Consider the following 26,758-nt stretch of genomic DNA (forward strand, 5'->3'; position numbering starts at 1 on the left):
GGTGTCAAGTTAATTTATAGCTATGTCCGAACTTCAAGAGCAGACTGCAGTCAGAACGACTTATTTTAGTATTGTAGGTAATGCATCACTGGCATTATTAAAATGGTTAGCTGGTTTCTTTGGAAACTCTTATGCGCTGATAGCGGATGCAATTGAGTCAACGGCAGATATTTTCTCTTCATTTCTAGTGCTCCTCGGTTTAAAATATGCGCAACGACCTGCCGACGACAATCACCCTTATGGCCATGGTCGGGTAGAACCACTCATTACATTTATTGTCGTTGGTTTTCTTATTGTTTCTGCAACCATAATCGCTTATGAAAGTATTGAGAATATAGGAACGCCACATGACCTGCCAAAGCCTTGGACCTTATTTGTTCTGGGTGGGATCATTGTGTGGAAAGAGATTTCTTATAGGATCGTTATGAAGAAAAGTAAAGAAACTAATAGTTCTTCCCTTCGTGCAGACGCTTGGCATCATCGAAGCGATGCGATAACGTCAGTTGCAGCTTTCATTGGGATATCTATTGCATTGTTGCTCGGAAAGGGATATGAAAATGCGGATGACTACGCGGCATTATTTGCCGCTGGATTTATACTTTATAACTGTTACCATATTTTCAGACCGGCGCTTGGCGAGATCATGGATGAAAATGTATACGATGAGGTCATTGACAATATCCGGCAAGAAGCATTAAAAGTAGATGGGATAAAAGCCACGGAAAAATGTTTTGTCCGCAAATCGGGGGCTAAATATCACGTCGATCTGCACGCTATTGTCGATAGTGAAATTACGGTAAGAGAAGGGCATGAGCTGGCGCATAAACTCAAAGACCACTTGGTTGCGCATATTCCTGATCTTGGTCATGTGATGATCCATATTGAACCGAACGAATGCCTTTGGGAATCAAATTAAAAATGGCAGCACCTATTATTTTTCTTGAACCGTGCTGCCATTTGATTGTTTAAAAACTTAGGTGTTTTCAGCTTCAAGCAATTGAATCTGCCATTTAATCTGATCCGCTTTAATAGGGTAATCGATATTATTTCTTAAGCTTTCATAAATGGCTTCAAACAGCTGATTGTAATCTCCTGTATGTGGCGTTACTAAAGACTCATGTTTTTGATTTGATACGTCTATCGTAACAAGTTTTCCCTCGAGGCCGGCTGGCTCAAGGCCATAAGATGGATCGTCGGGCAGCATACCATCTAGCAATTGCTGTTCTTGCACATCCGTCATATTCTTGATAAAACTCCCTTTTGTACCATGTAAGACAAAGGCGGGCTGCGGAGAGGCGACAAGTAAACTGCCTGTTAAATACACGTTCAGTCCAGCTGGATAATAAAGATGATAGTGAAAATAATCTGCAACTTTAGAATCGGGTCTGTTGATGGATGTTGTCTTGGTAAATTTAACCGGTTTTCCAAAAAGTGAGATTGCCTGATCAATAAGGTGCGGACCTAGGTCATAAGTGATACCATTGGAAATATACTGCGTATCTTCCTTAAAGTATTTTTGTCCCAATTCCATTTTATAGCGATCAAATCTGAAATGCACTTCAATCAGCTTTCCTAATTCTCCACTTTCGATCACTTTTTTAATGTCTAAAAAGTGACTATCATATCGTCTGTTTTGATAGAAAAATAAGTCTTTTCCTTGTTTTTTGCTGATGGCAAGAAGCGTATCGAATTGTGTAGAATCATCAACGGCAGGTTTTTCTATCAAAACGTGTTTTCCTGCCTCTAGGGCTTCTTTTGCATATTGGAAATGGGTATAGTTTGGTGTGTTCACAATGACCAGTTCGATGCTTTCATCCGCTAGTAATTCAGTTATATTATCGTAGCTTTTTATTGCCGGATAAAATTCATGTGCGTTTTTTTTCGACCGTTCTACAACAGCGCTGAGATTGAAATGTGGATTGGTATGTATAAATGGCGCGTGAAAAACACGTCCTGACATGCCAAAACTTAGTATTCCTGTGTTAATTTGAGTGTGTTTCATGTTGATTTAAAATATTTTAGCGCAGTTTTGCTACTTGTTGGACTTCAATATAAAATTTAATGCTATTGCGTGCTTTTTTTGTCCGTGTTCGATTCTACAATGCGGTTTGCAAAGTGATGTGTTACGCCATCTTCTGTTGCTCGAAGACATACCGAACACAGTTGATAAAAAAGTGAATGTTCTACAACGCCTGTAATGAGTTTGATTTGTTTATTCAAATCAAAAATATCAGGCAGTTTAGAAAAATAAATGTCTGCCAGGAAATTACCTCTCTCAGATAGTAGAGGCCCCGATTTTTGTTCAGATTTTCGTAATACAATATTTGATATCGCTGAAGAATAGCTTGATTTTAGTTCTTTAAGTACCGATAGCCAGGCGTCGGGAATAATTTCAACACATAGCGGATATTTTGTGGTCAGTTTATCGACCATCTTTGCGCCATCGACCAAGAGAATAAATTGCTTTGCCATATTCGCCATAATCTTTTCACCTGTATGTACGCCGCCGCCACTTTTGAACGCATTTAAATGAATGTCCACCTGATCACAGCTGTCAAAATAATAATCCAGTGTTGCTATGGTACTGTTATCAATACAAATAAGACCATTTTCTTGGAGCAGTATTTTGGTTTCCAAAGAAGGCGATGTAAATTTCAGGCTGGATTTAAAACTGACCCTACTGGCAATTAATTCAATGAAATAAGCTATTGTTGATCCAACACCTAGTCCAATGAATTGATCAGGTTCTAAAAGTTGAAGAGCAGCATTGGCGGCTTCCTGTTTGAGATTGTTCATAAATGGTAAACTTATAAAATTGTAATACCTTGTTCGACATAAGGCTGCAAAATGCGATCAGAAGGATCCTTTTCTGTAATTAAATAACTGATATCAGATGCGCGGCATGTTAGAAAAGATGCCAGGGTATCGAGCTTATTGCTCGTTGTGGCAGCAACAATGTTCATTGAATTTTTACATAGTACTCTTTTGATAGCTGTTTCTTCGCGAGTTCTTGCCGTAAGTCCACGATAGGGGTCCAGGCTACATACACCTATGAAGCTGACATCCGCATATATTTCTTCAAAGTTAGAAATAGTTTGCTGTCCCTGCATCGTAAGAGATGATTTGCAGAAAGCGCCACCCGCGAAAATCAAGCTGATGTTTGGGAGGTTTGCAAGTATATTGGCTATCGGGAGACTATGTGTGACCACAGTAAGGTTTAGGCTATCTGGAATGTTGCCAGCAATTGCCTGTGTTGTTGTGCCACCGTCAAAAAAGACGACTTGATGATCTTTCAATAGTGTGATCGATTTTTCTGCTATGGCTTGTTTCTCCATAACATCAAGGTTATTTCGGTCGTATATATCGAATGGTAAGTTTGACCGTAAAGTGGCTCCCCCTCGAATAGCGCGGAGCAAGCCAGCGTCAGATAGTTCTTTAAGATCACGTCGGACGGTATGCTCAGAGACACCAAGTTCGGCCGCTAACTCTGTCATTACTAATTTCCTTTCCTTTTTGATTTTAACTAATATAAAATCGTGACGTTCTTCTTTGGATATCATGCTATAAATGTAGTGTTTTTGTGCTATATGTTGCAATATTTGTCATTATAATCGTTGTAGTATTGCGATATATTGCAATATTTCGAGTTATTTATCGTTGAATTGTTTATTTGTGTTTTTTAGTTTTGGTCCCAATTCAATTTTGTTGAACTTGTTTTTGCGGTACTTTTTTCTATTAGCATTATATTTGTGAATGATCAATAATAGTTTCGATCGCTCTTCAGTGGTAACCAATTTATAATTTTCACTTTTACAGGCTGTTGTTTGCTACTACATGTAAAACCATAGAAATCAATTAAAATATGAATATTATCGTAAAAATTGCAGGCTCTATTCTGTTCGTCTTTTTATGCGGCTGCAGCGTGCAGCCTGCTGGAAAGCTTAAAAAAGAACAATGGGTATTAGGAGGCTTTGAACGGCCCAAAGGTGTCAATCCAATTATTGAGCCCGATACGAGTTCCGTATTTTATGATCCAATGCTGAAGAAAGAAATTCGATGGGAGGACAACGACACTTTTAATCCTGCTGCAGTAGTAAGGGGAGATAGTATCTATGTCATTTATCGTGCAGAAGATCGGACAGGAAAAGCTATTGGCCACCGGACCTCCCGATTGGGGTTAGCAGCTAGTGCTGACGGTATTCATTTTGAACGACTGAAAACGCCGATATTCTATCCGGGGCCTGATGAGCAGCAGGATAACGAGTGGCCTGGCGGGACAGAAGATCCTCGGATAGCACAGACTGAGGATGGGCGTTTTGTGCTATTTTATACCCAATGGAACCGAAAGGTACCGCGGCTTGGTGTAGCAATATCCACTGATCTGAAACACTGGACTAAATACGGTCCTATTTTTAAGAACTCGAGAAATAGGCGCACTCTAGTCAATGAACCGCATAAATCGGCTTCTATTGTGACTACATTGAAAGGTAACAAACAGGTTATAGCTAAAATCAATGGGAAATATTGGTTGTACTGGGGAGAACATGGTGTCTATGGCGCCACATCCGATAATTTGATTGACTGGGAACCCGTAACAGATAATAGAGGTACACTGAAAGCCTTCATTTCGCCAAGGGATGGTTACTTTGATAGTTCATTGACAGAGTGCGGTCCTCCAGCAGTTTTGACTGATAAAGGAATTGTATTGCTATACAATGGTAAGAATCATGCTGAGAAAGGGGATGTGCGTTTTAATAAAAATACCTATTCCGCTGGACAGGTTTTGTTTAGTCCACGAGATCCGACAAGCGTATTGGCTCGAATGGATGTTCCGTTTTTACGCCCCATGGAATCTTTCGAAAAAAGTGGACAATATATAGATGGAACGGTTTTTATCGAAGGATTGGTCTTTTTTAAACAAAAATGGTTTTTATATTATGGTTGTGCGGACTCTAAAGTTGCTGTGGCTATTTATGATCCGCGCCATCCAGGGCTTATGGATCCTGTGCCTGAACTGTAAAAGGGAAGAAGTTGCCTTTGAAGCTTGTTCGGATGATGGGTAGCTGGTCAAGGAGCATTTGTTTAGTTGGCTGAGAACTTATCAAATTAAAAAAGGCAGATCATTTGATCTGCCTTTTTGGGTAAGTAATCGGGCTCGAACCGACGACCCCTAGAACCACAATCTAGTGCTCTAACCAACTGAGCTATACCTACCGTGATTTTGATGATACAAAAGTACGATTAAACCCTATTCCCTCCAAATATTTGACTGAAAAAAAACAGCGTTTAAAGCCAACTGGGTGAAGATTAGTTTATTAAATTTTAATAAAAAACATCTAAAGGGTTGCATTTCGATAATGCCATGCATTTGGCTGCTCCAAATTTGTCATTTGTGTCCAATTTTTAATAAAAAAGGCGGTTACTATTAAAGAGACCGCCTTTTTTATTAGAAGGAATACCCTTAAATCATTTCTACACTTCTCTTCACAAAAGATGTCAGATCTGCTCCAGACAATAAACCTCTGGATAAGAGTGCTAAATCAAAAGCTTGTTTTGCCAGTTTTGAACCTTCTTCGTCTGATGACGATAAAATTCTTTTGATCAGCGGATGGTTCCCATTGACTGTTACCTTATAATTATCGGGCAATGAACCATAAAAATTCATGCCACCACCTGTCTTGGCCATATCTTTCATTCGACGCATAAATTCATCAATTGTTACCGATACAGGCAGGTCACTTTCATTTAACGCGTCAACTTCAACTTTCATATCTTGGCGCGAAATTGCTTTTTCGAAAACCTCCAGCGCTTTTTTGGATTCTTCTTCTGAAAGGGCCAATTCAACCTTTTCATCTTTTTGGATCAACTTATCGATAACGTCAGCATCTACACGTTTCAGCTGTACCTTATCGCCGCCCTTTTGCTCTAAATAAGCTGCAAAGTGTGTATCCAATGGCCCATCAAGCATCAAAACATCATAACCTTTGTTTAATGCCGTTTGGATAAAGCCATCTTGTTGAGCGGCGTCATGTGTATATAAGTAGATAATGTTACCATCTTTATCTACCTGGATATCTTTGACCTTTTCGTAATACTCTTTAATGGTGAAGCTTTGGTTACCTGTGTTTTTTACTAAACAGAAGTCATTTGCTTTTTCAGCAAATTTCTCATCGCTAAGCATACCGTATTTGATAAATAAACCGATATCCGTCCATTTCTCTTCAAATCCCTTACGGTCGGTCTTAAATATTTCGTTCAATTTGTCAGCCACCTTTTTGGTGATATAACTGTTGATTTTTTTTACGTTACTGTCTGCCTGTAAAAATGAACGGGATACGTTTAACGGAATGTCCGGTGAATCAATTACCCCATGAAGTAACATCAAGAATTCAGGAACAATATCTTTCACCTCGTCGGTGATAAACACTTGTCGAGAATAGAGTTTAATTTTATTACGCTGGATTTCCAGTTCATTTTTAACTTTAGGGAAGTAGAGGATACCTGTCAGGTTGAATGGGTAATCAACATTGAGGTGTATCCAAAACAAAGGTTCATCCATTGAATATGGATAGAGTTCGCGGTAGAAGGCTAGATAATCTTCGTCTTTTAATTCAGACGGTGATTTTGTCCAGGCTGGATTGGTATTATTGATGATATTATCTACCTCTACAGATTTGTATTTTGGTTTTCCTTCTTCGTCTTCACCGTCCTGTTCAGAATTTGTTTTGGTGCCAAAACGGATTGAAACAGGAAGAAATTTAGCATACTTATCTAAAATGTCCTGTAGTCGTGCCTGGCTTAAAAATTCTGTTGATTCTTCATTAATATGTAAGATGACGTCGGTACCACGTGTGGTTCTTGAGCCCGTAGAAATTTCGTAAGATGTACTACCATCGCAAGTCCAATGAGCCGGTTCTGCGCCATCTTGATAGGATAAAGATTGGATTTCTACGGTATCGGCTACCATAAATGCGGAATAGAAGCCTAAACCAAAGCGACCAATGATTTCATTTGCGTCATTTGCCTCCTTGAATTTTTCCATGAACTCTGTTGCTCCTGAGAAAGCGATCTGGTTGATGTATTTTTTTATTTCATCGGCTGTCATACCAATACCATTATCGGAAATAGTGATGGTCTTGGCCGCTTCATCAAATTTTACGTCTACAATCAATTCTCCTGTTTCCCCTTGGTATTGACCCAAAGAAGCCAGACGTTTGATTTTTTGAGAAGCATCAACGGCATTAGATACCAGTTCACGCAAGAAAATTTCATTATCAGAGTATAAGAACTTTTTGATTACGGGAAATATATTCTCCGTGTGAATTGAAATACTACCTTTTTCTGGATTCATAATTTGTATGTCGCTATTTTAATTTTATGATTTGTTTAAAACATACAATCAGTGTTCCAAATCGTCCCTACAGGACATGATGGCAGAAAACCGCCTATTTTGTCATAGGCTCATTCGGTGATTTACGGACTCGTAAAGCAAACTGTCATATAGCGTAAGTCCCTTTCGCTAATTTAGACCTGGGCTCTGTGGGAAGTTGGCGACATGTGCATATTTGGGACCTAATCCAATGATGGCATCCTTCCATAGCAATTCGCCATTACCTTCAAAAATGAGCTGATGGTGGTATTTGTTTTGTACAGCCCAGCTATTTTCTTTGATTTCGCCGTCCAACTGACCGGCAGACCATCCAGAATATCCGATAAAGAATTTTAATTCGTCAGGTTTTATGCTATCGGTTTGTATGGCTTCAATAAGCTTTTCTTCATCGCCTCCAAAATAGATTCCAGGAGCCACTTCCTCGCCACTTAGCAGTAAATCAAAACGGCTATGTACAAAAAAAAGACTTTCCTGAGCCACAGGACCACCGACGTAGATGGGGAAATTGCAATTCGGTATAGATTCCAATAATTGGCCTATGCGAACATTGGTTTGATTATTTAGGACAAATCCGAGGGAACCCTCTGTATTGTATTCACATAACAATATCACGGATCTGAGGAATCTAGGGTCTAACATAAATGGCTCGGAAATCAATAGACTTCCTTTTTGTGGGTTTAGTTCGGTAAACATATAGCGCGAATTTTAATTATTTATTGAATTTAATCTTTTTTATTTAATCTATGCGAGATTTGTGCCAAAATTGAGATTTTGTCAATTTCTACTAACTTTATAGAGAAAAAGCAATGATTTTAGTAAGTTTGTGGGATATAAAAACAGGTTTCTATGTCCATTCAACATAAAGATATTGCAGCAATCAGACAGGATTACGTATTAGGTAGCCTATCTGAATCGGATGTGGATCGTAATCCAGTCCACCAGTTTAAAAAATGGTTTGATGAGGCTATTCACAGCGAGGTAATCGAGCCTAATGCCATGGTGCTTTCAACGGTGTCATCCGATCAATTACCTTCCTCGCGAGTTGTTTTATTGAAGGACATTGTAGCTGAAGGACTGATCTTTTTTACAAATTATGAAAGCCGTAAAGGGGAAGACATGAAAGCGAATCCGCATGTTGCCATGTTGTTTTTTTGGCCTGAATTACAGAGGCAGGTCCGAATTGAAGGTATTATTGATTTTGTAAGTGAGGCCGATTCCGATGAATATTTCCAATCGCGCCCAAAAGCAAGCCGTATCGGTGCACTAGCATCCCCGCAGAGCCATGAAATTCCCAACCGTAGTTTTTTGGAAAACAGGGTGGAAGCACTCGAAAACCAATACAATGGAAGCGATTCTGTACCGAGACCGTCACATTGGGGTGGCTATCTGTTGAAACCGATTTATTTTGAGTTTTGGCAGGGGCGTGCAAGCCGGCTACATGATCGCATAGTCTATAAAAAGGTGTCGGATTCCTGGAAGATTACGCGTATAGCTCCATAAATATGACATTTGACGAAATTAAATCGATGCTTGTTTCCAAATTTGGAACTCAACTTATTCTTAAAGAAGATCGCAATGGGCTGCAGCCTGCACTATTTATAGATAAAGCAGATATTGTAGCCGTTTGTTTATTCCTCCGGGATACAGAAGGCTTATATTTTGATTTTTTAAGCAACCTTACTGCAGTGGATTATCAAACGCATTTTACCATTGTCTACCATTTAAATTCCTTGCCGTATCAACACAGTTTGGTCTTAAAAGTTGAGTTGTCTGGTCATCGTTCGCTGGATGAACTACCGGAGATTCCTTCGCTTACTTCGGTGTGGCGCACGGCAGACTGGCATGAGCGCGAAGCATTTGACCTGATGGGGATTTATTTTGAGGGACATCCGGACCTTAGAAGGATTTTGCTGCCTGACGATTGGGAGGGCTATCCTTTACGGAAGGATTATGAGGAAGCGGAGAAATATCATGGCATTCATATTAATTGATAGAAATGGCGAATCCAAAATATAAAGAGGCATTACTGCGCTATGAAAAACACCTTACAGAGATCTCAAGTCAGGAAATGGTGTTGAATATGGGACCTCAGCACCCTTCGACACATGGTGTGCTTCGGTTACAACTGATTACAGACGGAGAGATCGTGAAAGAGGTTGTTCCACATTTGGGTTATCTGCATCGTTGTTTCGATAAGCATGCTGAATCGTTGAATTATGCAAAAACAATTCCTTTTACTGATCGCTTGGACTATTTGGCTTCGATGAACAATAGCCATGCTTTCGTTATGGGAGTTGAACGTATGCTTGGCCTTGACAGTAAAATACCTAAAAGAATAGAGTACATTCGGGTTTTGGTCTGTGAACTCAACCGAATAGCATCCCACCTGATTGCTATTGGTACATATGGTATTGATATCGGTGCCACAACGCCATTTTTGTGGTGTTTTCGGGATCGTGAACATATCATGAATATGTTGGAATGGACCTCAGGTTCCAGGATGCTGTACAACTATATCTGGGTAGGCGGGTTATTTTATGATTTGCCCGTTGGCTTTGAAGAGCGCTGTACAGAATTTATCACGTATTTCAAACCTAAATTGGTCGAACTGGATGAGATATTGACACAGAACCAAATATTTATTTCCCGTACGGCTAAAATAGGTGTACTTCCTGCTGATGTTGCTATAAATTATGGTGTGTCGGGACCTATGCTGCGTGCTTCGGGAATAAAATGGGATTTGAGACGCATAGATGGTTATTCTGTCTACCCGGAAATTGATTTCGAGATACCTGTGGGAAAAGGTGAAATGGGGGTAATCGGTGATTGCTGGGATCGTTATAAAGTTAGGGTGGACGAGGTCAAGGAATCGGTTCGCATTATCGAGCAATGCCTTGAACGACTACAGAAAGACTTTAAACGTACGGCCGAATTTGATCCGCGCGCTTTGGTCCCGAAGAAAGTGAATCTGAAAGCTCAGGACTACTATGTCCGTGCTGAAAATCCGAAAGGAGAATTAGGGTTTTATTTTGTCACAAAAGATAAATCAGATATCCCGTTGCGGGTCAAGTCAAGGGGCCCAAGCTTTAATAACCTTTCCGTGATTTCAGAACTTGGAAAAGGGGTGCTGATTGCTGATTTAATTGCGATCCTAGGATCGATTGATATCGTTTTGGGGGAGGTTGATCGTTAGACTGCGGTAGTGTGCATGTTTTATAAACGATTTAGCAAAATAAAATAGAGATTGTATTGAAAATGTTGCATAAAAACGCAATTAAATTTGTAATTGAAAGCAATTTTCATCATATTTGCAGTCTCATAATTTAAGTTTATAATTGGTTAATGAAAGCTCGTTACTCCCAAAGTAACGGGCTTCTCTTTTTTATAGTGTGCAATCTATTGATGCTGTGTATTTATGATACTGGTGTGTTGGTTTGAGCTTGAAGGGTTTACTGCTTTTTCTCGCGAGTATTGTTGATTATCCTGTAGATTTCATCGAATTCCTGTACTAGAATTTAACGTAAATGATTACCTTTACTGGTCTTAAATATAAAAAAGTGACGGATAGTTTAGTTATCATTCCAACATATAATGAAAAGGAAAATATTGAAAAAATCATTCGCAAAGTTTTTTCCTTATCACACGCATTTGATATTCTAATTGTAGACGATGGTTCGCCCGATGGGACGGCTACAATCATCAAGAATTTACAGGTTAATGAATTTTCTGGCCGTTTGTTTATCGAAGAGCGAATCGGGAAGCTGGGTTTAGGAACAGCGTATATCCATGGATTTAAATGGGCGCTATCCCGCGAACATTACCGCTATATTTTCGAAATGGATGCAGATTTCAGCCACAATCCAGAGGATTTACTTCGTTTACGGCAGGCTTGTGCGGATGGTGCAGACATGAGCATAGGTTCGCGTTATATCAAGGGCGTGAATGTTGTCAATTGGCCGATGAGCCGTGTGTTGATGTCCTATTTTGCTTCAGTATATGTTCGTTTTATAACGGGAATAAATATCCAGGATGCTACCGCAGGATTTGTTTGTTTCACGAGGGAAGTCCTGAGGACAATCCCACTCGAAAAGATTAAGTTTGTAGGGTATGCTTTCCAGATTGAAATGAAATTCACCGCCATAAAATATGGCTTTGATGTAGTCGAAGTACCCATTATATTCACAGATCGGACCGAAGGCACATCAAAGATGAGCACAAGTATCTTTAAGGAAGCTTTTTTTGGAGTTATCCAATTGAAATTAGGAAGTATCGGAAAGCGGTACAAGAGAAATTAAAAGATCGCTACAATGAACGAGAATTTAGATCCAAATCCAGAGCGTCTGAGCAACACAGATCGTGATATTGAACGGGCATTGCGGCCTCAGGCTTTTGAAGATTTTACAGGTCAGGCTAAAATATTAGAGAACCTCAATATTTTTGTGAAGGCAGCCAGGCTGAGAGGCGAGGCGCTGGATCACGTTTTGCTACATGGCCCCCCAGGCTTAGGAAAGACGACCTTATCCCATATCATTGCTAATGAGATGGGTGTTGGCATTAAAATTACTTCGGGACCTGTATTGGATAAACCGGGTGATCTTGCAGGATTATTGACAAATCTCGAAGAAGGGGATGTCTTGTTTATCGATGAGATCCACCGTTTAAGCCCTTTAGTAGAAGAATATCTCTATTCGGCAATGGAAGATTTTAAAATCGACATTATGCTGGAAACAGGACCGAATGCACGGTCCGTGCAGATCTCCCTTAATCCGTTTACCCTAATCGGGGCAACAACACGCTCAGGACTTTTGACAGCCCCCTTGCGTGCACGCTTTGGAATTAATTCGCGCCTACAATATTATGATGCGAAACTCCTGACAACTATCGTGTTGCGTTCGGCACATATCTTAAACACACCGATTTCTGATGAAGGTGCCTATGAGATTGCACGAAGGAGCAGAGGTACACCCCGGATAGCCAATGCTTTACTGCGCCGTACACGGGATTTTGCACAGATAAAGGGTAACGGAAGCATCGATAAAGAAATAGCGAAATATGCTTTGCACGCGCTTAATGTGGATGAAAATGGTTTAGACGAGATGGACAACAAAATCTTAACGACTATTATAGACAAATTTAAAGGTGGACCTGTCGGTTTAAAAACTGTAGCCACAGCAGTTGGGGAGGATGAAGGTACGATTGAGGAAGTCTACGAACCCTTTCTGATTCAAGAAGGATACATTATGCGGACCTCGCGGGGGCGCGAATGTACCGAGGCTGCTTATAAGCATTTGGGCCGTGTCAATCACTCGAAAGGAAATACATTGTTTTAATCGCGAATAGAAACGATACTTTAACTTTTCTGCTGAATAATTTTATTGGTCCGGCTCATTAGGGCTGGACTAGGTTTTGTTCGTTGAAAATAGTTTATCTGAGCCTGTAACTCCTCATGTATCCAAGGGTACTTTTTTCGTAGGTTATTTAAGATGTCCAGGCAATTGACCAATACAGCGACAGGACATGAAGGTTCGATCATCCATTGGAAGGAATGCTCGATAATTTCTTCTTCTATCTCATTTTGAAGTGTATATTCTTTATTTTTTTTAGACGTTAAAAATAATAGAATTTTAGTATAGCTTCTAAGACAACTCCAGTTTTTTTGTTTTTTTAAATTGTTCAAGAATTGCGGGAGAACAGATTTTAGCAACGCTGTATTCTTTAAAACGATGGTTTCAAATACCCATGCGGCGCGAAAGGCAACCTTTTTATCCTTCTCTAAGGAGATGTTCAGCAGATCAGCCAGGGTTATTCCTTGGAGCATCTCCAAAGAAAAATCCGTTACCTCGAAAGATCTCAAGGTAACGGATAAAAATGCTAATTTTTCATTGTAGGTCATGTAACCGTTATTTTTGTGGTTTTTCTCGATTCATTTCAGTCATGTCAACTTCGTTCATCTTGGAATCACCCAACAGATATTGGCTAAAGTAATCGCCCATTTTCCAGAAGAAATACTCCGTCATATCGCCAAAGCCATGTCTTTGTCCAGGTAATAGCAGGAAATCAAATCTTTTGTTAGCCTTGATCAATGCGTCTACCATGCGAATTGAATTTGCCGGGTGCACATTGTTGTCAATGTCTCCTGTAGCGATAAGTAGTCTGCCTTTTAGGTTTTTTGCGAGCTCTGTATTTTTATTGATTTGGTAGGAGAATGTTGTATCGCCTTTAGCCGATACTTTTTCTGTCACCCCATGATGACGCTCACTCCACCAGCGGTTGTAAATCTGATTTTCATGGTTTCCGGCGCCAGACACCGCAACTTTAAAGAAGTCAGGGTAAACAAGCATCGCCGCTGTAGACATAAAACCACCGCCGGAGTGACCAGTTATACCAACGCGGTTAATGTCGATGTATTTATAACGATCTGCGAGCTGTTCCGCCGCTACTTTTTTATCTTCCAAACCATAATCGCGCAGATTGCCATATCCATAGGTATGATACCATTGCGAACGTGAAGGATGTCCACCACGGTTACCAACTGTGATGACGATAAAGCCAAACTGCGCTAGCCTGTCGATTCTGTCCATGCTTCTTCCAAAGGATTTATTGACAGCTTCGGTTTGAGGCCCAGGGTATACATATTCCACAATTGGATAAGTTCTGGTACTGTCAAAGTCAAATGGTTTGTACATGACCCCATAGAGATCCGTGGTGCCATCCCCAGCTTTCACTTTAAAAGGTTCTGGAAATTTGTAACCTGCAGCAAATAGCAAGGATAGGTCAGCTTTTTCCAGTGTCATTATTTTCTGTCCATTGCTATTGTATAAGACGGATTCAGGAGTCGTGTTTACTCTGGAGGAATTATTGACAAAATATCGGGAAGATTCGCTCACTTCCACTTGGTGGTCAAAGTTTCCTGGATTCAATAATTTAATTCCGGAGCCATTTGTATTTATACTGTACTGGTGTAGATAATAGGGGTCTTCGTTTTTCTCACGTCCCGATGCTGTAAAGTATAATGTTCCGGAAGCAGGGTCAAAGCCGGTAATTTCCTCCGTATGAAAAGCTCCTTTTGTAATTTGATTAATCAATTTTCCATTTGTGTCGTAGAGGTAGTAGTGGCCCCAGCCATCTCTTTCCGACCAATGAACTAATTGCTTCTTGTTTTCGATCAGGAATGGTTTTTGAACATCCAGATATACATTGGAACGCTCCTGGATAATATTGTTTACCGTACCATTTATATTGACCTTTAGGAGATCAATTCGTTTCAGGTCGCGGCTTGAGCGTGAAATGTAAAACTCTTCGTTATTGCCCAGCCAATAGTTGGTAAAATAATCCTCTTTATAAGAATTTTTATCCGGGGTTTTTGTCCAGGTAGAGACGGTCTGATTTTTAAACGCAGCTATATTGATGCGGCGTGGAGTTTTTGCTGCCGCGTCGAAGATATATAGTTCAGTTTCTGTCGAATCGACTTCGCCTGGCATTTGGTATTTATAAGTTTCAAGTGTCGGCCGGGATGAGCCAACATTATTGATTACCCATAAGGGCTTTAGAGAACGGTTGTCCTTTCTGGTCAAGGTAAAATAACGTCCATCCGGAGACCAGCTGATCCATACCCGCTTGCGTTTAGTATCGTTGTCTTTATCTTTTTCCTCACCCGTAGTTGTGCTATATTCATCACCGCCCCAAGCATAATATTGCACCCCGTCTTTTGTTATCTGGTGCTCAACAATGGTGCTGTCTTTTTCATCCTTTACCGCTTTAAGATAGTTGGATTTGTCCATCCAATACAAGTTGTAATCTTTCGCAAAATAGACTGTATTGGTGTCAGGCGAGAATGTCGCCCAACCCAATGGCGGTTTTACCTTTGTCGAGTCGCTGATTTCTACCACAGACTGTGCTGCTAAGTCATATTCCAGATAAAATAGTTTCTTTTTGGTGGTATCGGACTTATTCTTGAGCTTTTGTATTTCATCTTTGGATTTCACCGTATCTTTGGTGCTCTGAATCTGAAACCTCAATTTTTTCTCATCTTTGGTAAATCGAAGGCCCTGTAATTCCAAATGTTGTGCATCTACAGGATTTTTAACGATTTTAGTAATTTGTGCGGCGAGGTTGTCGTTATTGAAAAGAAGTTCTTTCTTTTTCAGCGCAGGGTTTACAATGTACCAGTTTCTTCCCTGCGGACTTGCGTAATCATACCAAAAGCGATCGGAAAAATTGATCCAATTTGGTTTGATGCTGGTCGAAAAAATCATTTTCTTTAATTTTTCAGGGGAGAATTTTGCAGCCAGCTGATAATTTGACTTTATAGGGGCTTCCTTCGCCTGTTGTGCAGTGCTAACATAGGGCAATAAGCTCGCCGCTAGGATTAAGTAGTACTTATGCATTAATAATATAGATAATTGTATAATAATGGTTCTGAACGTAAAAATATCTATTATTAGGTTCTTTTGCGAATGATTCGTGTAATAATCCTATGATGGATAGAAGTTTTCATTGAAATTGACCAGAAAAAGTTCCTTTGTTGCTCGGGTAACCCCAGTGTATAACCATCTTAAAAATTCAAGATCCAACATATCATCGTTTATATAGCCCTGGTCAACAAACACGATTGGCCATTGACCGCCTTGTGCTTTATGGCAGGTAATTGCAAATGCAAATTTAATCTGAAGCGCATTATAATAAGGGTCTTTTTTGATTGCTTCGAGCCTGTCCTTCTTATCCATGATATCGGCATAATCCAAGGCAATCTCTTCGTAGAGAGCTTTTTGGCTTTCATAGGGCAGATTGGGGCCGTCTGTATAGAGGCTATCTAAGATAACGCGGCAGGTGATGGGTTCTATTTCGTCAATGTCTACAAATTCAAGCGTGACATCTGCAAATCGAAATCCATGCTGATCGTGGATGTTACTTACTTTTCGTACTTTGGCCATATCGCCATTTGCAATAAATCCATCGCCCATGTTGTTTTCCTGTAACCAGAAGTAGTTGTTTTTTACAACCATAATATAATCTCCGCCCGTCAGTTCCTCGTCCCGGAACAAAATTCGGTTCCTTATATTTTGGTTGTATAAATTTGCAGATCGATTTGAACGGCAGATAATCATGGTATTTTCGAGTCCATATTTGTCATATGCATAGTTTATACCTTCGATTAACCGTTCACCTGTCATTCTGTAAAGATCTTTAAATCCTTTTGTTATGAATTTTGGAAAAGGGAAGTCGTCTTGATCTTCTTCTGCCGAGGTTATCTCTTCGCGTATTTTGGTTGCATTGTACAATATACCGGAGTCTTTGGATTGGCGGACAACCGTGGTTAGCTCAAAAGGATAAACGCAAAGATGAAATTCACTTTCGAGATAGCTTGGGTTTAAGGCAGGACTATCCAGGAGTCCTACAGGAGGTAATTGAGCCGTATCTCCAACAAATAATAGGGTACAGTTCTTCCCCGATTGTACATAACGGATCAAGTCGTCCAACAGGCTTGCCGAAAATGCATTCACAGGTGCGTTGGATATCATTGAAGCTTCATCGATGATAAATAAAGTGTCTTCGTGCAGGTTCTCCGCCAAGGTGAAATCCAGCTGAAATGATACAGCAGATTTTTTTCGGTATATTTTTTTGTGTATTGTCAGTGCTTTGCGACCAGAATAATAGGTGATCACTTTTGCCGCCCTGCCTGTTGGCGCCAGCAGAACAGCCTTTTTCCGTAATGCAGGCAGCACTTTAACCAGCGCCGAAATTAATGTTGTTTTTCCCGTACCAGCGTATCCTTTAAGTACAAAGCAGGATTGCTTGTCAAAAGCGAGAAGAAATTCTTGCAATAATTCGAAAGCCTCCAACTGCTGTTCGGTGGCTTGCCATGGGAATTGCTGTATTAACAGATTTTTGATGAACACCCTCAAAGTTATTTAAAAGGTTTGTCTTATCCTCTAGAAAAAGCTATTTTTGCTCTAAGAAGTTTTAATTTTTACAATTCAGCGAATGAATTATATTTCAAAACAATTTAATATTCATTATTTACCGGAGTACAATCTTTTGGTCAAGGCTGGCTTTCAGAAGGATGTCTTGGCGGTGGTTGATAAAAAGTCGATCGCACCGATTTTGATCGAGTATCCGTCTGAGGAGCCAATTTTGGATGCCACACGGATTATGAGCCTTCCGTTTCGATTTGTCCGCGTTGTGATACCACATCAAACTTTTACGTTTATTCCAAAAGAATTTTTTCTGAGCGAAAATATCAGCGATTACCTACAGTTTTTAGGTACAACTGATCTTGAAAATACATTTAGCTATTCTTTAGATAATCTTAATTTAGTTGCTGTATACCAGTTTGATGGGCTTTTATTAAATAGGTGGAAGCGGTTGTTTCCTGATGCTGTTATACTTCCCGAATTTGCGGTTGTGCTTGATCGTGCCCAGGAGCGTGTATCTATTAGAGGGAGTGTGCTGGGGCTTCATTTTGTAGCTGAAAATACAGTTGATTTTTATCTGTTTAAAAACGGGGTTTTTCAGCTTTATAATAGTTTTGAAATTCATAATCTTGATGATATCAGCTACTATGTCCTTAATATTTTAACACAATTCAATCTAGGGGACTCCATCAATAAAGTGCTCCTTTCAGGAGAAATTCCAAATGAATCCTATTATAAACGTATCTCTACTTATGCGGGTGATATCGAAATATTGGATTTGAAGACAAAAGTCGTATTGGCGGATAGCGAGATCGAGTCAAATTTGACCCCATATAATGTATTGTTTGATTCTATACTATGCGAATAATCGGAGGTCGTTTAGGTGGTTTAAGGCTGAACCCACCAACCAATTTACCTGTGAGGCCAACCACGGATATCGCTAAGGAAGCGCTGTTTAATATTTTACAGAACCGACTGGATTTTGATAGTTTAAAGTGTCTGGATCTTTTTGCAGGAACAGGAAATATTAGTTTTGAGCTCGCATCGCGAGATGTGGAGTCAGTAGATGCAATAGATCTTCATTTCAAATGTGTGCAATATATCAATGAAACAGCCGGGAAGATGAAACTGGAGCAAATTAAAGCAAGGAAAGCCGATGTATTTAAGTTTATTGCCAGCTGTAAGAATACCTATGATTTTATTTTTGCAGACCCACCTTATGATATTCCTAAATTGCCACAATTGCCAAAATTAATTTTTGAACAGGAATTGCTGCATGAACATGGGCTCCTTGTTGTTGAGCATCCGTCAACAAGACAAATGGAAGATCATCCAAATTTTATAGAAACTAGAAAATACGGGTATTCATCATTTTCTTTTTACGCTAAGACTATCTAATATGAAAATTGCTGTTTTTCCGGGCTCTTTTGACCCCTTTACATTAGCTCATCAAGATCTTGTTGAGAGAGCAATGCCGCTATTTGATAAAATTATTATTGCAGTGGGCTATAACGCCAATAAAAAAGGAATGTTAGATCACGACGAACGGGTAGATTCAATTAGCCGTGTTTTTAACGATGTGAGTAGGGTTGAGGTGCATAAATATAAAGGTCTTACAGTAGATTTCTGTAAGCAAGTTAAAGCACGTTTTATATTGCGTGGGCTCCGAAATACCAATGATTTTGAATTTGAAAATGCTGTTGCTCAAAATAATTTGTTGCTCAATAATGATGTTGAAAGTTATTTTTTAATGAGTAGATCTGGAAAGGCACATATTTCTTCATCCATTGTTAGAGACGTGTGGTTTAATGGAGGAGATATCAGTGCGATGGTGCCTGTTTCCATTTTATCCTTGCTGAATGAAAAAATAAGATAAGTTGCCTCGGGCTGGGAAAAAGTTGTTGAAAAACAGGTGTTTATATTCGTTATCTAAATCATCTGTTTTCTTTATTTTAGAACAGCTCACTTTCTCCTATACCGTATAGCCAAATATTATTTGGTAACTTGATTAGTATATTTTTAATGTTCTTATTTTCAATATACTAGATTGTTTTTTTTGTGTTTTTGGTCTAGTAATCGCTTGCTTGGTTTAAGAGGCAATACTCTTCCGGTGTCAGCTTGATTTCTACAGCTCTGCTAAGTTCTTCGAGCTGCTGGATACTAGTTGCACTCACTATAGGCGCTGTAACTGAAGGCCTGTGTAAACTCCAGGCTAATGCTATAGCTGACATGCTAGCTTGTTGTGTATGTGCTATCTCAGCCAAAACATCTAAAATGCGCAGGCCGCGGGTGTTAAACTTGTCTTTTAATGCGTCATAACGCTTGGCACCTTTGATGTCATCAATAGAGCGGTATTTACCCGACAGGAAACCACTGGCAAGTGAATAATAGCTGATGACGCCAAGATGATTATCGAGGGCCAATTGTTCATACTGCTCTTCGTATTTCATCCGGTCGTAAAGGTTATATTCGGGCTGAATAGCGATATAATACGGTAAATTGTGGTCTTCGGCTATACGAAGGGATTCTGAAATCCGTTCTGGACTTAGGTTGGAAGCACCAATCCATTTTATTTTCCCATTCTGTATCAGGTGATGATAAGCCTCCAGTGTTTCATCGATTCCAGTTGTCAGATCATCGTGATGAGATTGATAAAGATCGATTGTGTCTACATTCAATCGCAGGAGTGAATCTTCCACAGATTTAATAATATACTCTTTTTTAAGATTAGGTTTACTATTGTCTATTCGACGTCCGCCGACTTTTGTTGCAATCTGAATTTTATCGCGAATATCTCTTTTGCTGATCCATTTGCCAATGATTGTTTCTGATTCTGACCCACTGTGTCCCGGCACCCAATGTGAATAGTTGTTGGATGTATCAATAAGACTGAATCCCATATCGATAAAAGCATCTAACAGGGAGAAAGACTGTTTCTCATCGACGGTCCAGCCAAATACATTTCCACCGAAAACAAGAGGTTTGAATTCAATTTCACTGTTTCCGAGTTTTACTTTTTCCATGATCATTTGATTGTTTTCTGATTAAAAATACGTAAAAAAGGTCGTTTTCAATCGTTCTATAGGGCAATGAAAAGTTTTTTTAAAATTTTCTCATTCATTTTCAATGAGTTTTAAAAATGATCAGTATAGTGATTTGGAATAATAAAAACTTTACTTACTTTTGCATCATCCCAAACGGATATGCCCGGATGGCGGAATTGGTAGACGCGCTGGTCTCAAACACCAGTGGGAAACCGTGCCGGTTCGACTCCGGCTCCGGGTACTAAAGCTTCTCAATCGAGAAGCTTTTTTTATTTACTGACTATTTTTTATACTTAGCTTAGCGTAGTTTCGCGCGGTTCCTTATTCATTTCCAAAATGAATGGTCTTATTCTTCTGGTTCTAAAACTTTTTTCCATTAAAATGTAATAGAAATAAAAAACACCACAATACAGCGTATTATGGTGTTACATGAATATGTGGTTTGATTAGTTTTTTGCTAAGACCATTTCTGGTTCTTCTTTTCCGCCATGACAGGTTTTACAGGAAATAGCTTTGGCAGGCGAGCTATCCCAGCTTCGATTAAAATACTTTTTGTTTATCTTTTGGGTCATCTTAATCATCGCTCGTCCAATCTCTTTTTTGTGGTTATCATCACTCGCAAAATCCATTTTTTTGGGATCTTCCTTCGACGGTGCATGACAGAAACCACATTTTACACCCAATGCGACATTAAATTCCTTCATAGTGGAAATTAATTCATCGTGGGAGATATTTTTGGGAAGAACTTTGAGATTAGTCGGTTTTGGTTCTTCTTTAGGTTTTTCCTGTTGGAAGCTAAATGCACTCAAAGCAATGGCAATAGCAAACACAGATGCAATTGCACCTAATTTATTTATTTTTTTCATTTCTCTTTTCCTTTATGCTTACCTAAATATAGGGAGAAAGAGATAATTTTCAAACAGAAAATGAAGTTAATATGACAATTTAGATTGATTATTATTTACGTACTGCATTATCCACAACCCAAGATTGGCTATTGGATTGATAATTAATTTTCAGCAACTTTCCTTCGATCTTCACGTCTTTTAAGAGTGTTGTATCAGTAGAAGTCCAAGTGCTATCATTGGTTTTATCAAATCGAACGCCTGTAATATTTGGGATGCCTGTGAAAAACTCAATTTTATAAGTATCGGTACCATCACGAAGCACCCGTATCAGGCGATTATCCCGGTCCACTTCAATGGAATTGCCTTGGTATTTAACACGACCGATAAAGCTGCCGGAAGCGTCCGCAGCACCACCTGTATTTTCATTTTTTTTACACGAGATAAATAAGATAACGAATAAAACGGGCGAGACTAAAGGCTTAAACAACTTCATGTGTGTAATTTTTGTGCTAAAATAAGCTTTTTTGGCCAAAATCTCAATTGATCAATCCAGAAATGATGTTAATGGTCAATGCAACGACAAACGTATTTAAAGCAAAGGAGAGGAGGCCATGAAATAATGCTACTCTTCTTATTTTTTTTGACGATATTTCCACATCAGATACTTGAAAGGTACAGCCCATCACAAATGAAAAATAAGCAAAATCTAAATAATCTGGATGGTCATCTCCTGGAAACTCCAGTCCAGCTCCATTTGCGTGATGTTCGTAGTATAATCGCGCATAATGAAAGGTGTATATGGTGTGAACCAATATCCATGAAGCCAACATAGCCAGCATACAAATAATGATAATGTAAGCATCATTCAGCTGTTTATCCTTACTTGATATGATAATCATTAATACTGAAATAAAACAGCCTATGGTCACTAAAATAATAAAAAGGGATACAAAGAGACGGCTACCATCTTCTTGCTGTGCTTTGCGCGCAATGGTAGAAATAGGTGTGGTGTAGAATGTATACCAAGATATAGAAACGTAGGAAAGACAAAAACCAAACCAGCACAACATTAAATTGAGCAAGGGGATGGTTTTAATGGGAGAGATGAAGTAGATCAATAAAAAAATACAGACCGAAATCATTGCCCTATGAATGGACTGCATTCGATGTAGGTAATAGTTTATTTTTCCCATTTCAGTTCTATTAACAATCAAACTGTTCTTCTGCATCAAAAATCAATGGATTGCCATGATTGGAAAGCAGCAGTAATAGTGCCTCTTCCTCATAATTCCTTGGATTGGAAAAAATAAAATCCAGCGCGCCATCCCGGTCAATATCTCCAACAAATAATGTCCTCATAAATACATGGTCATATTGATCTACCTGGAAAAGTGTCTTTTCTTTACCTCCATTGGTTGCGCTATAGTTGAGTTTATAATTGGCAACCTCATGAAATACTTTCTCGTGACCGTTTTCGTCGGTTTGCACTTCAGTCGATCTAATATCACCCACTGCTTTGAGGGTAACTTTTTGGTTTTTAAAAGTATACTGGACAGATTCTTTTGGCCAGATTTCGGCTTGATTTATTTTGACATGTCCAATGAGACCAGGCTTAAGTCCGCTTAACTTCAAGAATAACAATGAATTTCTGCGTGATTCGACACTCTTAGACGGTACCTGAGCACACTCGTCAAAACCATCTTTAATCACATAATCCGCCTTTGCCAAGTAATATTGTCCACTTTCTTCGTAAAGATCATACCATTCTTTATTTAAGACAGCCGTTGGATCTTCCTTCTCCCAGATACGGTAACTACGAACAAGGAAAATCTGACCTTTAGCAGGGTCTGCTTTTTGGTAAATAGAAGATGTTGTGTCATCCACAGTCGATACCGCTAAACTGTCTGATACTATTTTTGCATCAGGTCGATCTTGCTGTTGTTTTGTTGTCTGGTTTGAACATGCCTGCAGGGAGAGCAAACCCAATATCAGGCTGAAGGAAAAAAAAACATTCATATGCGGTGAATTTTGCTTAAATATATAAAATTCACCGTATATAAAGTAGTTTGGATTCTTACGTAAGAATTTCTTTCAACAATGATAATGAATGGAGACACTTTTCATCATCAAAGATATAGGAAGTCGCCATGATCTCGTCCACTTTGTGATCGTTTACGAATTTTTCTATTTCCGGAAGGATTTTAGGGCCATCGCCAATAAATGCACAGGAAGCCATACTTTGCACAGCTTGCTCTATCGCGGGAATGCCTTTGTAGATTACCTCTTGAGTAGGTTCTGAAAGTGGTCTTCTGGTATTTGTCACAATACCAGCGAATAGATTATAGAAGCTTGTTGCTAAGAAATTGGCTTCTTCCGTACTATCGGCAGCGATAACATTGACACAAGAGATGAAATATGGTTTTTCTAAGGTATTAGAAGGAACAAAATTTTGATGATAGATCATGCTTGCTGAGGCAAACTGTGCCGGAGCAAAATGCGTTGCAAAAGCATATGGAAGACCTAAGCTAGCAGCTAAATAGGCACTATCGGTACTTGACCCGAGGATATAGAGTGGGATGTCCAATCCTTCTCCTGGAAATGCACGTACTTTTGCGTCGTAGTTGTCTCCACTGAAGTAGCGCTGTAAGTCTTTTACCTCTTGTGGAAACTGAAAGGCTGTATTCAAGTTGTTTCTGCGCAAAGCCATTGCGGTCAATTGATCAGTGCCCGGTGCACGTCCCAAACCGAGGTCAATACGCCCGGGAAACAAGGTTTCTAATGTTCCAAATTGCTCTGCAATGACTAAAGGAGCGTGATTTGGTAACATGATCCCACCAGAACCCACGCGTATAGAACTGGTGTTTGATGCGATATGTTGTATGAGGAGTGAGGTTGCTGAACTGGCAATATATTCCATATTATGATGTTCGGCAACCCATATCCTTTCAAAATCTAATTTTTCTACATGTTGGGCTATTTTTACGGTGCGAGCCAACGCGCTTGCTGTATTTTCTCCTTTTTTGATCGGAGCCAAGTCCAATGCTGATAACGCTATTTTATCCATGCATTAAAATTACGGAGAAGTTATTCGACAATTGTAATGAAAATGTCTATTCTAAAATGCGTTGTGTATGTATGACACTAAATTGATCATTCACGGTTGTCGTGAAAAATGTGAACGAATCACTAGCGTCTTTGATCTTAAATTTCTTTTTGATCTCTTCGGTCTTCAAGGGAAAATTTTTGGCGATGATATCGGAATTCAATGCTCTTTTATTTTTCTTAAAATCTGTAAATGATTCCACCTGTTTGATGATGAATGTTTTACCGGGAAAATTTTCGATCTTTTGATCGGAGGTGTAGAGATGGGTATTTTTATGGAGTTTTTTTACGTTGAATACTTCGGCAATAGTCTTAAATGCTCCGGCTTTGGAGAGAGCTACATCCGGTTCGTATAAATAGGATAGCGGCCTACTGTAGTCATTTGAAATTGCACGTTCATTTTCGTAAGTGAAAGATATAATCTGCTGTTGTTCTTGATATAACCTGACCGCGTGGATGCAAGGTTCAGCTTCGTATCCTTTCTCCTGCACGAAGATAAGTTCTTTGCAGTCATTTTGCAAAGAGACGACATAAACGTCCTTAACATGTTGCAGCATGTGTATTGCTGCAGAAATATCCAATAGTGGAGCTAGCTTACTTATTATTTTGTTGGTATGTTTGAAAAATTCATCTTGCAAGGCAACCAAATTAGGTTCACATTCATCAAGTAGAAACACTTTTTTGTTTTGAACTCTTCTTGAAGGATCCAAATAGATATAATCAAATCTTCTCTTTGGATCGTTTAGTATATATTCAACTCCATTTGCCGCAATGATCTGAAGATTTTCTGCTTTCAATATCTTTGCATTATGTTGGGTGATTGCAGCGAGTTCGGGATTGAGTTCGCAGGATGTTACTTGCTTTGCCCGTTTAGAGAAGTAAAAGCTATCAACACCGAAGCCACTGGTAGCATCAATTAAATGGCTGTTGTTTTCGATGAGTGAACTTTTAAATAATCCGGTTTTCTCGGAAGAACATTGTTCGAGATTGAGTTTGGTGGGGAAGTAAATCCCTGCTGTTTCGGCCCATAGTGGAATTTTGCCGCTCGCCCGTTGTCTACCATCGAGTTGTGCCGCGAGCTCGGAAGATGATATTCCTTCAAAAGGAGATTTTTTTAAAGCGATTTTAGTCGGAGACTCCAGTTTGTTTCGTTCTAAAAACTGTTGAGCCTCCTCTTGAAGGATTAATGTGTTCATTTATATTTTCTTAACGAGAAGTTGGCAAGTATAGGTATCCTTTAGTTCGCTAATAACTTCTTTATCAACCAAAACGCGATCAATGGTTTCTTGATTATAATAACGGATTGTAATGAGTTCTAGCCCAGATTCATACCTGACTTTGAATTTTTGCTCCAGTTCGTTAATTAAGTCGACTAGATTTTTTCCAGTATCATCGACGGAAACCGTAAAGTTGATCGCCGTATTATGCATCATATTAATTTTAATACGATGTTCATGAAATAGGTTGAAGATGTCTCTCAGATTGTCTTCAACGATAAATGAGAAATCCCTCGGGGAGATGGAAATAAAAATCTGGTTCACCTTAAAGATGAAGGAGGGCACAGGTAAAGTTTGGTTTGTACTCTTTATCATTGTTCCAGGTGAGTCTGGGTCCACAAAGGATCGCACATTTAATGCGATCTTTTTATTCTGAAGCGGCTTGATTGTTTTCGGGTGAATAACCGTAGCCCCATAATAGGTAAGCTCTATAGCATCGGTATAAGATAGCTCAGGAATCAACTCGGTTTTCTCAAACCACTTCGGATCCGCATTAAGTACACCTGGAACGTCTTTCCATATAGTTACATTTTCGGCATTTAGACAAGAAGCAAAAATTGCCGCAGAGTAATCGGAACCTTCACGGCCTAAAGTGGTTGTGAAATTTTCTGAGGTAGAACCTAAAAATCCCTGCGTAATTACAATATACTCGTCTAGGATGGCTGGCAGTTCGGCACGGATTTTTTCTTCCGTTTTGTTCCAGTCTACGACAGCTTCGCGATAGGTGTTGTCCGTAAATATATAATCTCGTGCATCTAGCCATTTTACCTTTTCACCAATGAATGCAACGTAGGCTGCAACAATCTTGGTGGAGATAAGTTCACCCATCGAAACAATTTGATCGAAAAGATAATCATATGAATCTTGAGGTTCTTCCTCTAAAATCCACTCGATCTCCACAAAGCAGTTGGAAATCTCATCAAATATAGGATGTTCAGCTTCAGGGAATAATTCTTGAAGGATTTGAAAGTGAAATGCTTTCGCCTCTTCAAGTGTCTGAAATTGGTTCCCCGTGTTGTTAAAATATTCTTTGGTCAATTTCTCTAGAAGGTTTGTTGTCTTTCCCATGGCGGATATGACGACTAACAAGGCGTCGCCTTTGTATTTAGAAATAATCCGCGCCGAATTTCTGACACTTTCAGCATCTTTTACTGATGCACCCCCAAATTTAAAAACCTGCATT

26 protein-coding genes and 2 tRNA genes are annotated in these 26,758 nt (G+C 39.3%); 11 read left to right on the forward strand and 17 right to left on the reverse strand.

The annotated features are described in order from the left end of the window. The first annotated feature begins 22 nt into the window (after positions 1-22). Entirely contained in the window at positions 23-916 is an 894-nt protein-coding gene (locus B3600_RS01555; protein WP_115048663.1) for a cation diffusion facilitator family transporter, read from the forward strand. Positions 917-973: 57 nt separating this feature from the next. Here the strand turns inward: B3600_RS01555 and B3600_RS01560 are convergent, their stop codons facing one another. The 3 genes from B3600_RS01560 to B3600_RS01570 all read right to left on the reverse strand — a co-directional run bounded on the left by B3600_RS01560 (position 974) and on the right by B3600_RS01570 (position 3,560). Then, on the reverse strand, positions 974-2,002 hold the full coding sequence (locus tag B3600_RS01560) for a Gfo/Idh/MocA family protein (RefSeq protein ID WP_286751860.1): 1,029 nt from the start codon (positions 2,000-2,002) through the stop codon (positions 974-976). Between the two features lie 62 nt (positions 2,003-2,064). Continuing rightward, on the reverse strand, positions 2,065-2,796 hold the full coding sequence (gene rpiA / locus B3600_RS01565) for a ribose 5-phosphate isomerase A (RefSeq protein WP_286751861.1): 732 nt from the start codon (positions 2,794-2,796) through the stop codon (positions 2,065-2,067). An 11-nt stretch (positions 2,797-2,807) separates the two neighbouring features. After that, the gene (locus B3600_RS01570) at positions 2,808-3,560 is read right to left on the reverse strand and encodes a DeoR/GlpR family DNA-binding transcription regulator (RefSeq protein ID WP_286751862.1); all 753 of its coding nucleotides are present in this window, start codon (positions 3,558-3,560) and stop codon (positions 2,808-2,810) included. 302 nt (positions 3,561-3,862) lie between these two features. On the opposite strand from B3600_RS01570, the gene B3600_RS01575 reads away from it, so the two are divergent. Beyond that, on the forward strand, positions 3,863-5,020 hold the full coding sequence (locus tag B3600_RS01575; RefSeq protein ID WP_286751863.1) for a glycoside hydrolase family 130 protein: 1,158 nt from the start codon (positions 3,863-3,865) through the stop codon (positions 5,018-5,020). A gap of 120 nt (positions 5,021-5,140) precedes the next feature. Here B3600_RS01575 and B3600_RS01580 read toward each other — a convergent pair. The 3 genes from B3600_RS01580 to B3600_RS01590 all read right to left on the reverse strand — a co-directional run bounded on the left by B3600_RS01580 (position 5,141) and on the right by B3600_RS01590 (position 8,083). Continuing rightward, positions 5,141-5,214 (reverse strand) — tRNA-His (locus tag B3600_RS01580). 247 nt (positions 5,215-5,461) lie between these two features. Further along, positions 5,462-7,351, reverse strand: a complete 1,890-nt coding sequence (gene htpG, locus B3600_RS01585; RefSeq protein WP_286751864.1) for a molecular chaperone HtpG — start codon at positions 7,349-7,351, stop codon at positions 5,462-5,464. 168 nt (positions 7,352-7,519) lie between these two features. Next, positions 7,520-8,083 (reverse strand): YqgE/AlgH family protein, encoded by a 564-nt coding sequence (locus tag B3600_RS01590; protein ID WP_201639210.1) that lies wholly within the window; start codon positions 8,081-8,083, stop codon positions 7,520-7,522. A 153-nt stretch (positions 8,084-8,236) separates the two neighbouring features. Here B3600_RS01590 and pdxH point away from each other — a divergent pair, with 153 nt between their 5' ends. From pdxH to ruvB, 5 genes are all read left to right on the forward strand, one after another. After that, entirely contained in the window at positions 8,237-8,890 is a 654-nt protein-coding gene (gene pdxH / locus B3600_RS01595; RefSeq protein WP_286751865.1) for a pyridoxamine 5'-phosphate oxidase, read from the forward strand. A gap of 2 nt (positions 8,891-8,892) precedes the next feature. Continuing rightward, a complete protein-coding gene (locus B3600_RS01600; protein ID WP_286751866.1) occupies positions 8,893-9,381 on the forward strand; it encodes an NADH-quinone oxidoreductase subunit C in 489 nt (162 codons plus the stop codon). A 5-nt stretch (positions 9,382-9,386) separates the two neighbouring features. After that, positions 9,387-10,583 carry an NADH-quinone oxidoreductase subunit D gene (locus B3600_RS01605; protein WP_376749771.1) on the forward strand — a complete coding sequence of 399 codons (1,197 nt, stop codon included), beginning with the start codon at positions 9,387-9,389 and terminating at the stop codon, positions 10,581-10,583. Between the two features lie 364 nt (positions 10,584-10,947). Next, entirely contained in the window at positions 10,948-11,685 is a 738-nt protein-coding gene (locus B3600_RS01610; RefSeq protein WP_070564553.1) for a polyprenol monophosphomannose synthase, read from the forward strand. Between the two features lie 12 nt (positions 11,686-11,697). After that, positions 11,698-12,720 carry a Holliday junction branch migration DNA helicase RuvB gene (ruvB, locus tag B3600_RS01615; protein ID WP_046673408.1) on the forward strand — a complete coding sequence of 341 codons (1,023 nt, stop codon included), beginning with the start codon at positions 11,698-11,700 and terminating at the stop codon, positions 12,718-12,720. A 20-nt stretch (positions 12,721-12,740) separates the two neighbouring features. Here ruvB and B3600_RS01620 read toward each other — a convergent pair whose 3' ends face one another. The 3 genes from B3600_RS01620 to B3600_RS01630 form a co-directional block, all read right to left on the reverse strand. Then, on the reverse strand, positions 12,741-13,283 hold the full coding sequence (locus tag B3600_RS01620) for a hypothetical protein (protein ID WP_286751867.1): 543 nt from the start codon (positions 13,281-13,283) through the stop codon (positions 12,741-12,743). Between the two features lie 7 nt (positions 13,284-13,290). Beyond that, positions 13,291-15,777: a S9 family peptidase gene (locus tag B3600_RS01625; protein WP_286751868.1), complete on the reverse strand. Its 2,487-nt coding sequence runs from the start codon at positions 15,775-15,777 to the stop codon at positions 13,291-13,293. A gap of 87 nt (positions 15,778-15,864) precedes the next feature. After that, positions 15,865-17,289, reverse strand: coding sequence for an ATP-dependent DNA helicase (locus B3600_RS01630; protein WP_070564226.1), 1,425 nt, complete (start codon positions 17,287-17,289; stop codon positions 15,865-15,867). An 85-nt stretch (positions 17,290-17,374) separates the two neighbouring features. Between B3600_RS01630 and B3600_RS01635 the strand changes: the two genes are divergently transcribed. Genes B3600_RS01635 through coaD form a run of 3 tightly spaced genes read left to right on the forward strand, consistent with a single transcriptional unit; the run spans position 17,375 to position 19,180 of the window. Further along, the gene (locus B3600_RS01635; RefSeq protein ID WP_070564222.1) at positions 17,375-18,172 is read left to right on the forward strand and encodes a DUF3822 family protein; all 798 of its coding nucleotides are present in this window, start codon (positions 17,375-17,377) and stop codon (positions 18,170-18,172) included. Beyond that, positions 18,163-18,702 (forward strand): 16S rRNA (guanine(966)-N(2))-methyltransferase RsmD, encoded by a 540-nt coding sequence (gene rsmD, locus B3600_RS01640; RefSeq protein WP_112374789.1) that lies wholly within the window; start codon positions 18,163-18,165, stop codon positions 18,700-18,702. Before B3600_RS01635 ends, rsmD begins: the two co-directional genes overlap by 10 nt. Position 18,703: 1 nt before the next feature. After that, positions 18,704-19,180: a pantetheine-phosphate adenylyltransferase gene (gene coaD, locus B3600_RS01645; protein ID WP_075992599.1), complete on the forward strand. Its 477-nt coding sequence runs from the start codon at positions 18,704-18,706 to the stop codon at positions 19,178-19,180. Between the two features lie 193 nt (positions 19,181-19,373). Here the strand turns inward: coaD and B3600_RS01650 are convergent, their stop codons facing one another. After that, positions 19,374-20,327, reverse strand: coding sequence for an aldo/keto reductase (locus B3600_RS01650; protein WP_286751869.1), 954 nt, complete (start codon positions 20,325-20,327; stop codon positions 19,374-19,376). 182 nt (positions 20,328-20,509) lie between these two features. Here B3600_RS01650 and B3600_RS01655 point away from each other — a divergent pair. Next, a tRNA-Leu gene (locus B3600_RS01655) sits at positions 20,510-20,589 on the forward strand. Positions 20,590-20,794: 205 nt separating this feature from the next. On the opposite strand, the gene B3600_RS01660 is transcribed toward B3600_RS01655, so the two are convergent. The 7 genes from B3600_RS01660 to B3600_RS01690 form a co-directional block, all read right to left on the reverse strand. Then, entirely contained in the window at positions 20,795-21,214 is a 420-nt protein-coding gene (locus B3600_RS01660; protein WP_070564210.1) for a c-type cytochrome, read from the reverse strand. Between the two features lie 91 nt (positions 21,215-21,305). Next, positions 21,306-21,689, reverse strand: coding sequence for a hypothetical protein (locus B3600_RS01665; protein ID WP_286751870.1), 384 nt, complete (start codon positions 21,687-21,689; stop codon positions 21,306-21,308). Between the two features lie 43 nt (positions 21,690-21,732). Further along, positions 21,733-22,389 carry a DUF1345 domain-containing protein gene (locus tag B3600_RS01670; protein WP_286751871.1) on the reverse strand — a complete coding sequence of 219 codons (657 nt, stop codon included), beginning with the start codon at positions 22,387-22,389 and terminating at the stop codon, positions 21,733-21,735. Positions 22,390-22,399: 10 nt separating this feature from the next. Continuing rightward, complete coding sequence (locus B3600_RS01675; RefSeq protein ID WP_286751872.1) at positions 22,400-23,212, reverse strand: hypothetical protein; 813 nt, start codon at positions 23,210-23,212, stop codon at positions 22,400-22,402. A gap of 58 nt (positions 23,213-23,270) precedes the next feature. Further along, positions 23,271-24,260, reverse strand: a complete 990-nt coding sequence (locus B3600_RS01680; RefSeq protein WP_286751873.1) for an LLM class flavin-dependent oxidoreductase — start codon at positions 24,258-24,260, stop codon at positions 23,271-23,273. Positions 24,261-24,306: 46 nt separating this feature from the next. Further along, complete coding sequence (locus B3600_RS01685) at positions 24,307-25,494, reverse strand: THUMP-like domain-containing protein (protein ID WP_286751874.1); 1,188 nt, start codon at positions 25,492-25,494, stop codon at positions 24,307-24,309. Further along, positions 25,495-26,757: an aspartate kinase gene (locus B3600_RS01690; RefSeq protein WP_070564195.1), complete on the reverse strand. Its 1,263-nt coding sequence runs from the start codon at positions 26,755-26,757 to the stop codon at positions 25,495-25,497. Position 26,758 lies beyond the last annotated feature (1 nt).

Source organism: Sphingobacterium sp. UBA2480, from assembly GCF_002341965.1.
Taxonomy (GTDB): Bacteria; Bacteroidota; Bacteroidia; order Sphingobacteriales; family Sphingobacteriaceae; genus Sphingobacterium; species Sphingobacterium multivorum.

Bases quoted from the DNA above. Each gene is read 5' to 3' on its own strand.
- ruvB (WP_046673408.1), top strand. From the start codon at position 11,698: ATGAACGAGAATTTAGATCCAAATCCAGAGCGTCTGAGCAACACAGAT.
- B3600_RS01605 (WP_376749771.1), top strand. From the start codon at position 9,387: ATGGCGAATCCAAAATATAAAGAGGCATTACTGCGCTATGAAAAACAC.
- B3600_RS01675 (WP_286751872.1), bottom strand. From the start codon at position 23,212: ATGAATGTTTTTTTTTCCTTCAGCCTGATATTGGGTTTGCTCTCCCTG.
- B3600_RS01570 (WP_286751862.1), bottom strand. From the start codon at position 3,560: ATGATATCCAAAGAAGAACGTCACGATTTTATATTAGTTAAAATCAAA.
- B3600_RS01635 (WP_070564222.1), top strand. From the start codon at position 17,375: ATGAATTATATTTCAAAACAATTTAATATTCATTATTTACCGGAGTAC.
- B3600_RS01660 (WP_070564210.1), bottom strand. From the start codon at position 21,214: ATGAAAAAAATAAATAAATTAGGTGCAATTGCATCTGTGTTTGCTATT.
- B3600_RS01680 (WP_286751873.1), bottom strand. From the start codon at position 24,260: ATGGATAAAATAGCGTTATCAGCATTGGACTTGGCTCCGATCAAAAAA.
- B3600_RS01600 (WP_286751866.1), top strand. From the start codon at position 8,893: ATGACATTTGACGAAATTAAATCGATGCTTGTTTCCAAATTTGGAACT.
- rpiA (WP_286751861.1), bottom strand. From the start codon at position 2,796: ATGAACAATCTCAAACAGGAAGCCGCCAATGCTGCTCTTCAACTTTTA.
- B3600_RS01590 (WP_201639210.1), bottom strand. From the start codon at position 8,083: ATGTTTACCGAACTAAACCCACAAAAAGGAAGTCTATTGATTTCCGAG.
- B3600_RS01650 (WP_286751869.1), bottom strand. From the start codon at position 20,327: ATGGAAAAAGTAAAACTCGGAAACAGTGAAATTGAATTCAAACCTCTT.
- htpG (WP_286751864.1), bottom strand. From the start codon at position 7,351: ATGAATCCAGAAAAAGGTAGTATTTCAATTCACACGGAGAATATATTT.
- B3600_RS01670 (WP_286751871.1), bottom strand. From the start codon at position 22,389: ATGGGAAAAATAAACTATTACCTACATCGAATGCAGTCCATTCATAGG.
- B3600_RS01690 (WP_070564195.1), bottom strand. From the start codon at position 26,757: ATGCAGGTTTTTAAATTTGGGGGTGCATCAGTAAAAGATGCTGAAAGT.
- pdxH (WP_286751865.1), top strand. From the start codon at position 8,237: ATGTCCATTCAACATAAAGATATTGCAGCAATCAGACAGGATTACGTA.
- B3600_RS01555 (WP_115048663.1), top strand. From the start codon at position 23: ATGTCCGAACTTCAAGAGCAGACTGCAGTCAGAACGACTTATTTTAGT.
- B3600_RS01620 (WP_286751867.1), bottom strand. From the start codon at position 13,283: ATGACCTACAATGAAAAATTAGCATTTTTATCCGTTACCTTGAGATCT.
- B3600_RS01685 (WP_286751874.1), bottom strand. From the start codon at position 25,494: ATGAACACATTAATCCTTCAAGAGGAGGCTCAACAGTTTTTAGAACGA.
- B3600_RS01625 (WP_286751868.1), bottom strand. From the start codon at position 15,777: ATGCATAAGTACTACTTAATCCTAGCGGCGAGCTTATTGCCCTATGTT.
- B3600_RS01560 (WP_286751860.1), bottom strand. From the start codon at position 2,002: ATGAAACACACTCAAATTAACACAGGAATACTAAGTTTTGGCATGTCA.
- B3600_RS01665 (WP_286751870.1), bottom strand. From the start codon at position 21,689: ATGAAGTTGTTTAAGCCTTTAGTCTCGCCCGTTTTATTCGTTATCTTA.
- B3600_RS01575 (WP_286751863.1), top strand. From the start codon at position 3,863: ATGAATATTATCGTAAAAATTGCAGGCTCTATTCTGTTCGTCTTTTTA.
- rsmD (WP_112374789.1), top strand. From the start codon at position 18,163: ATGCGAATAATCGGAGGTCGTTTAGGTGGTTTAAGGCTGAACCCACCA.
- coaD (WP_075992599.1), top strand. From the start codon at position 18,704: ATGAAAATTGCTGTTTTTCCGGGCTCTTTTGACCCCTTTACATTAGCT.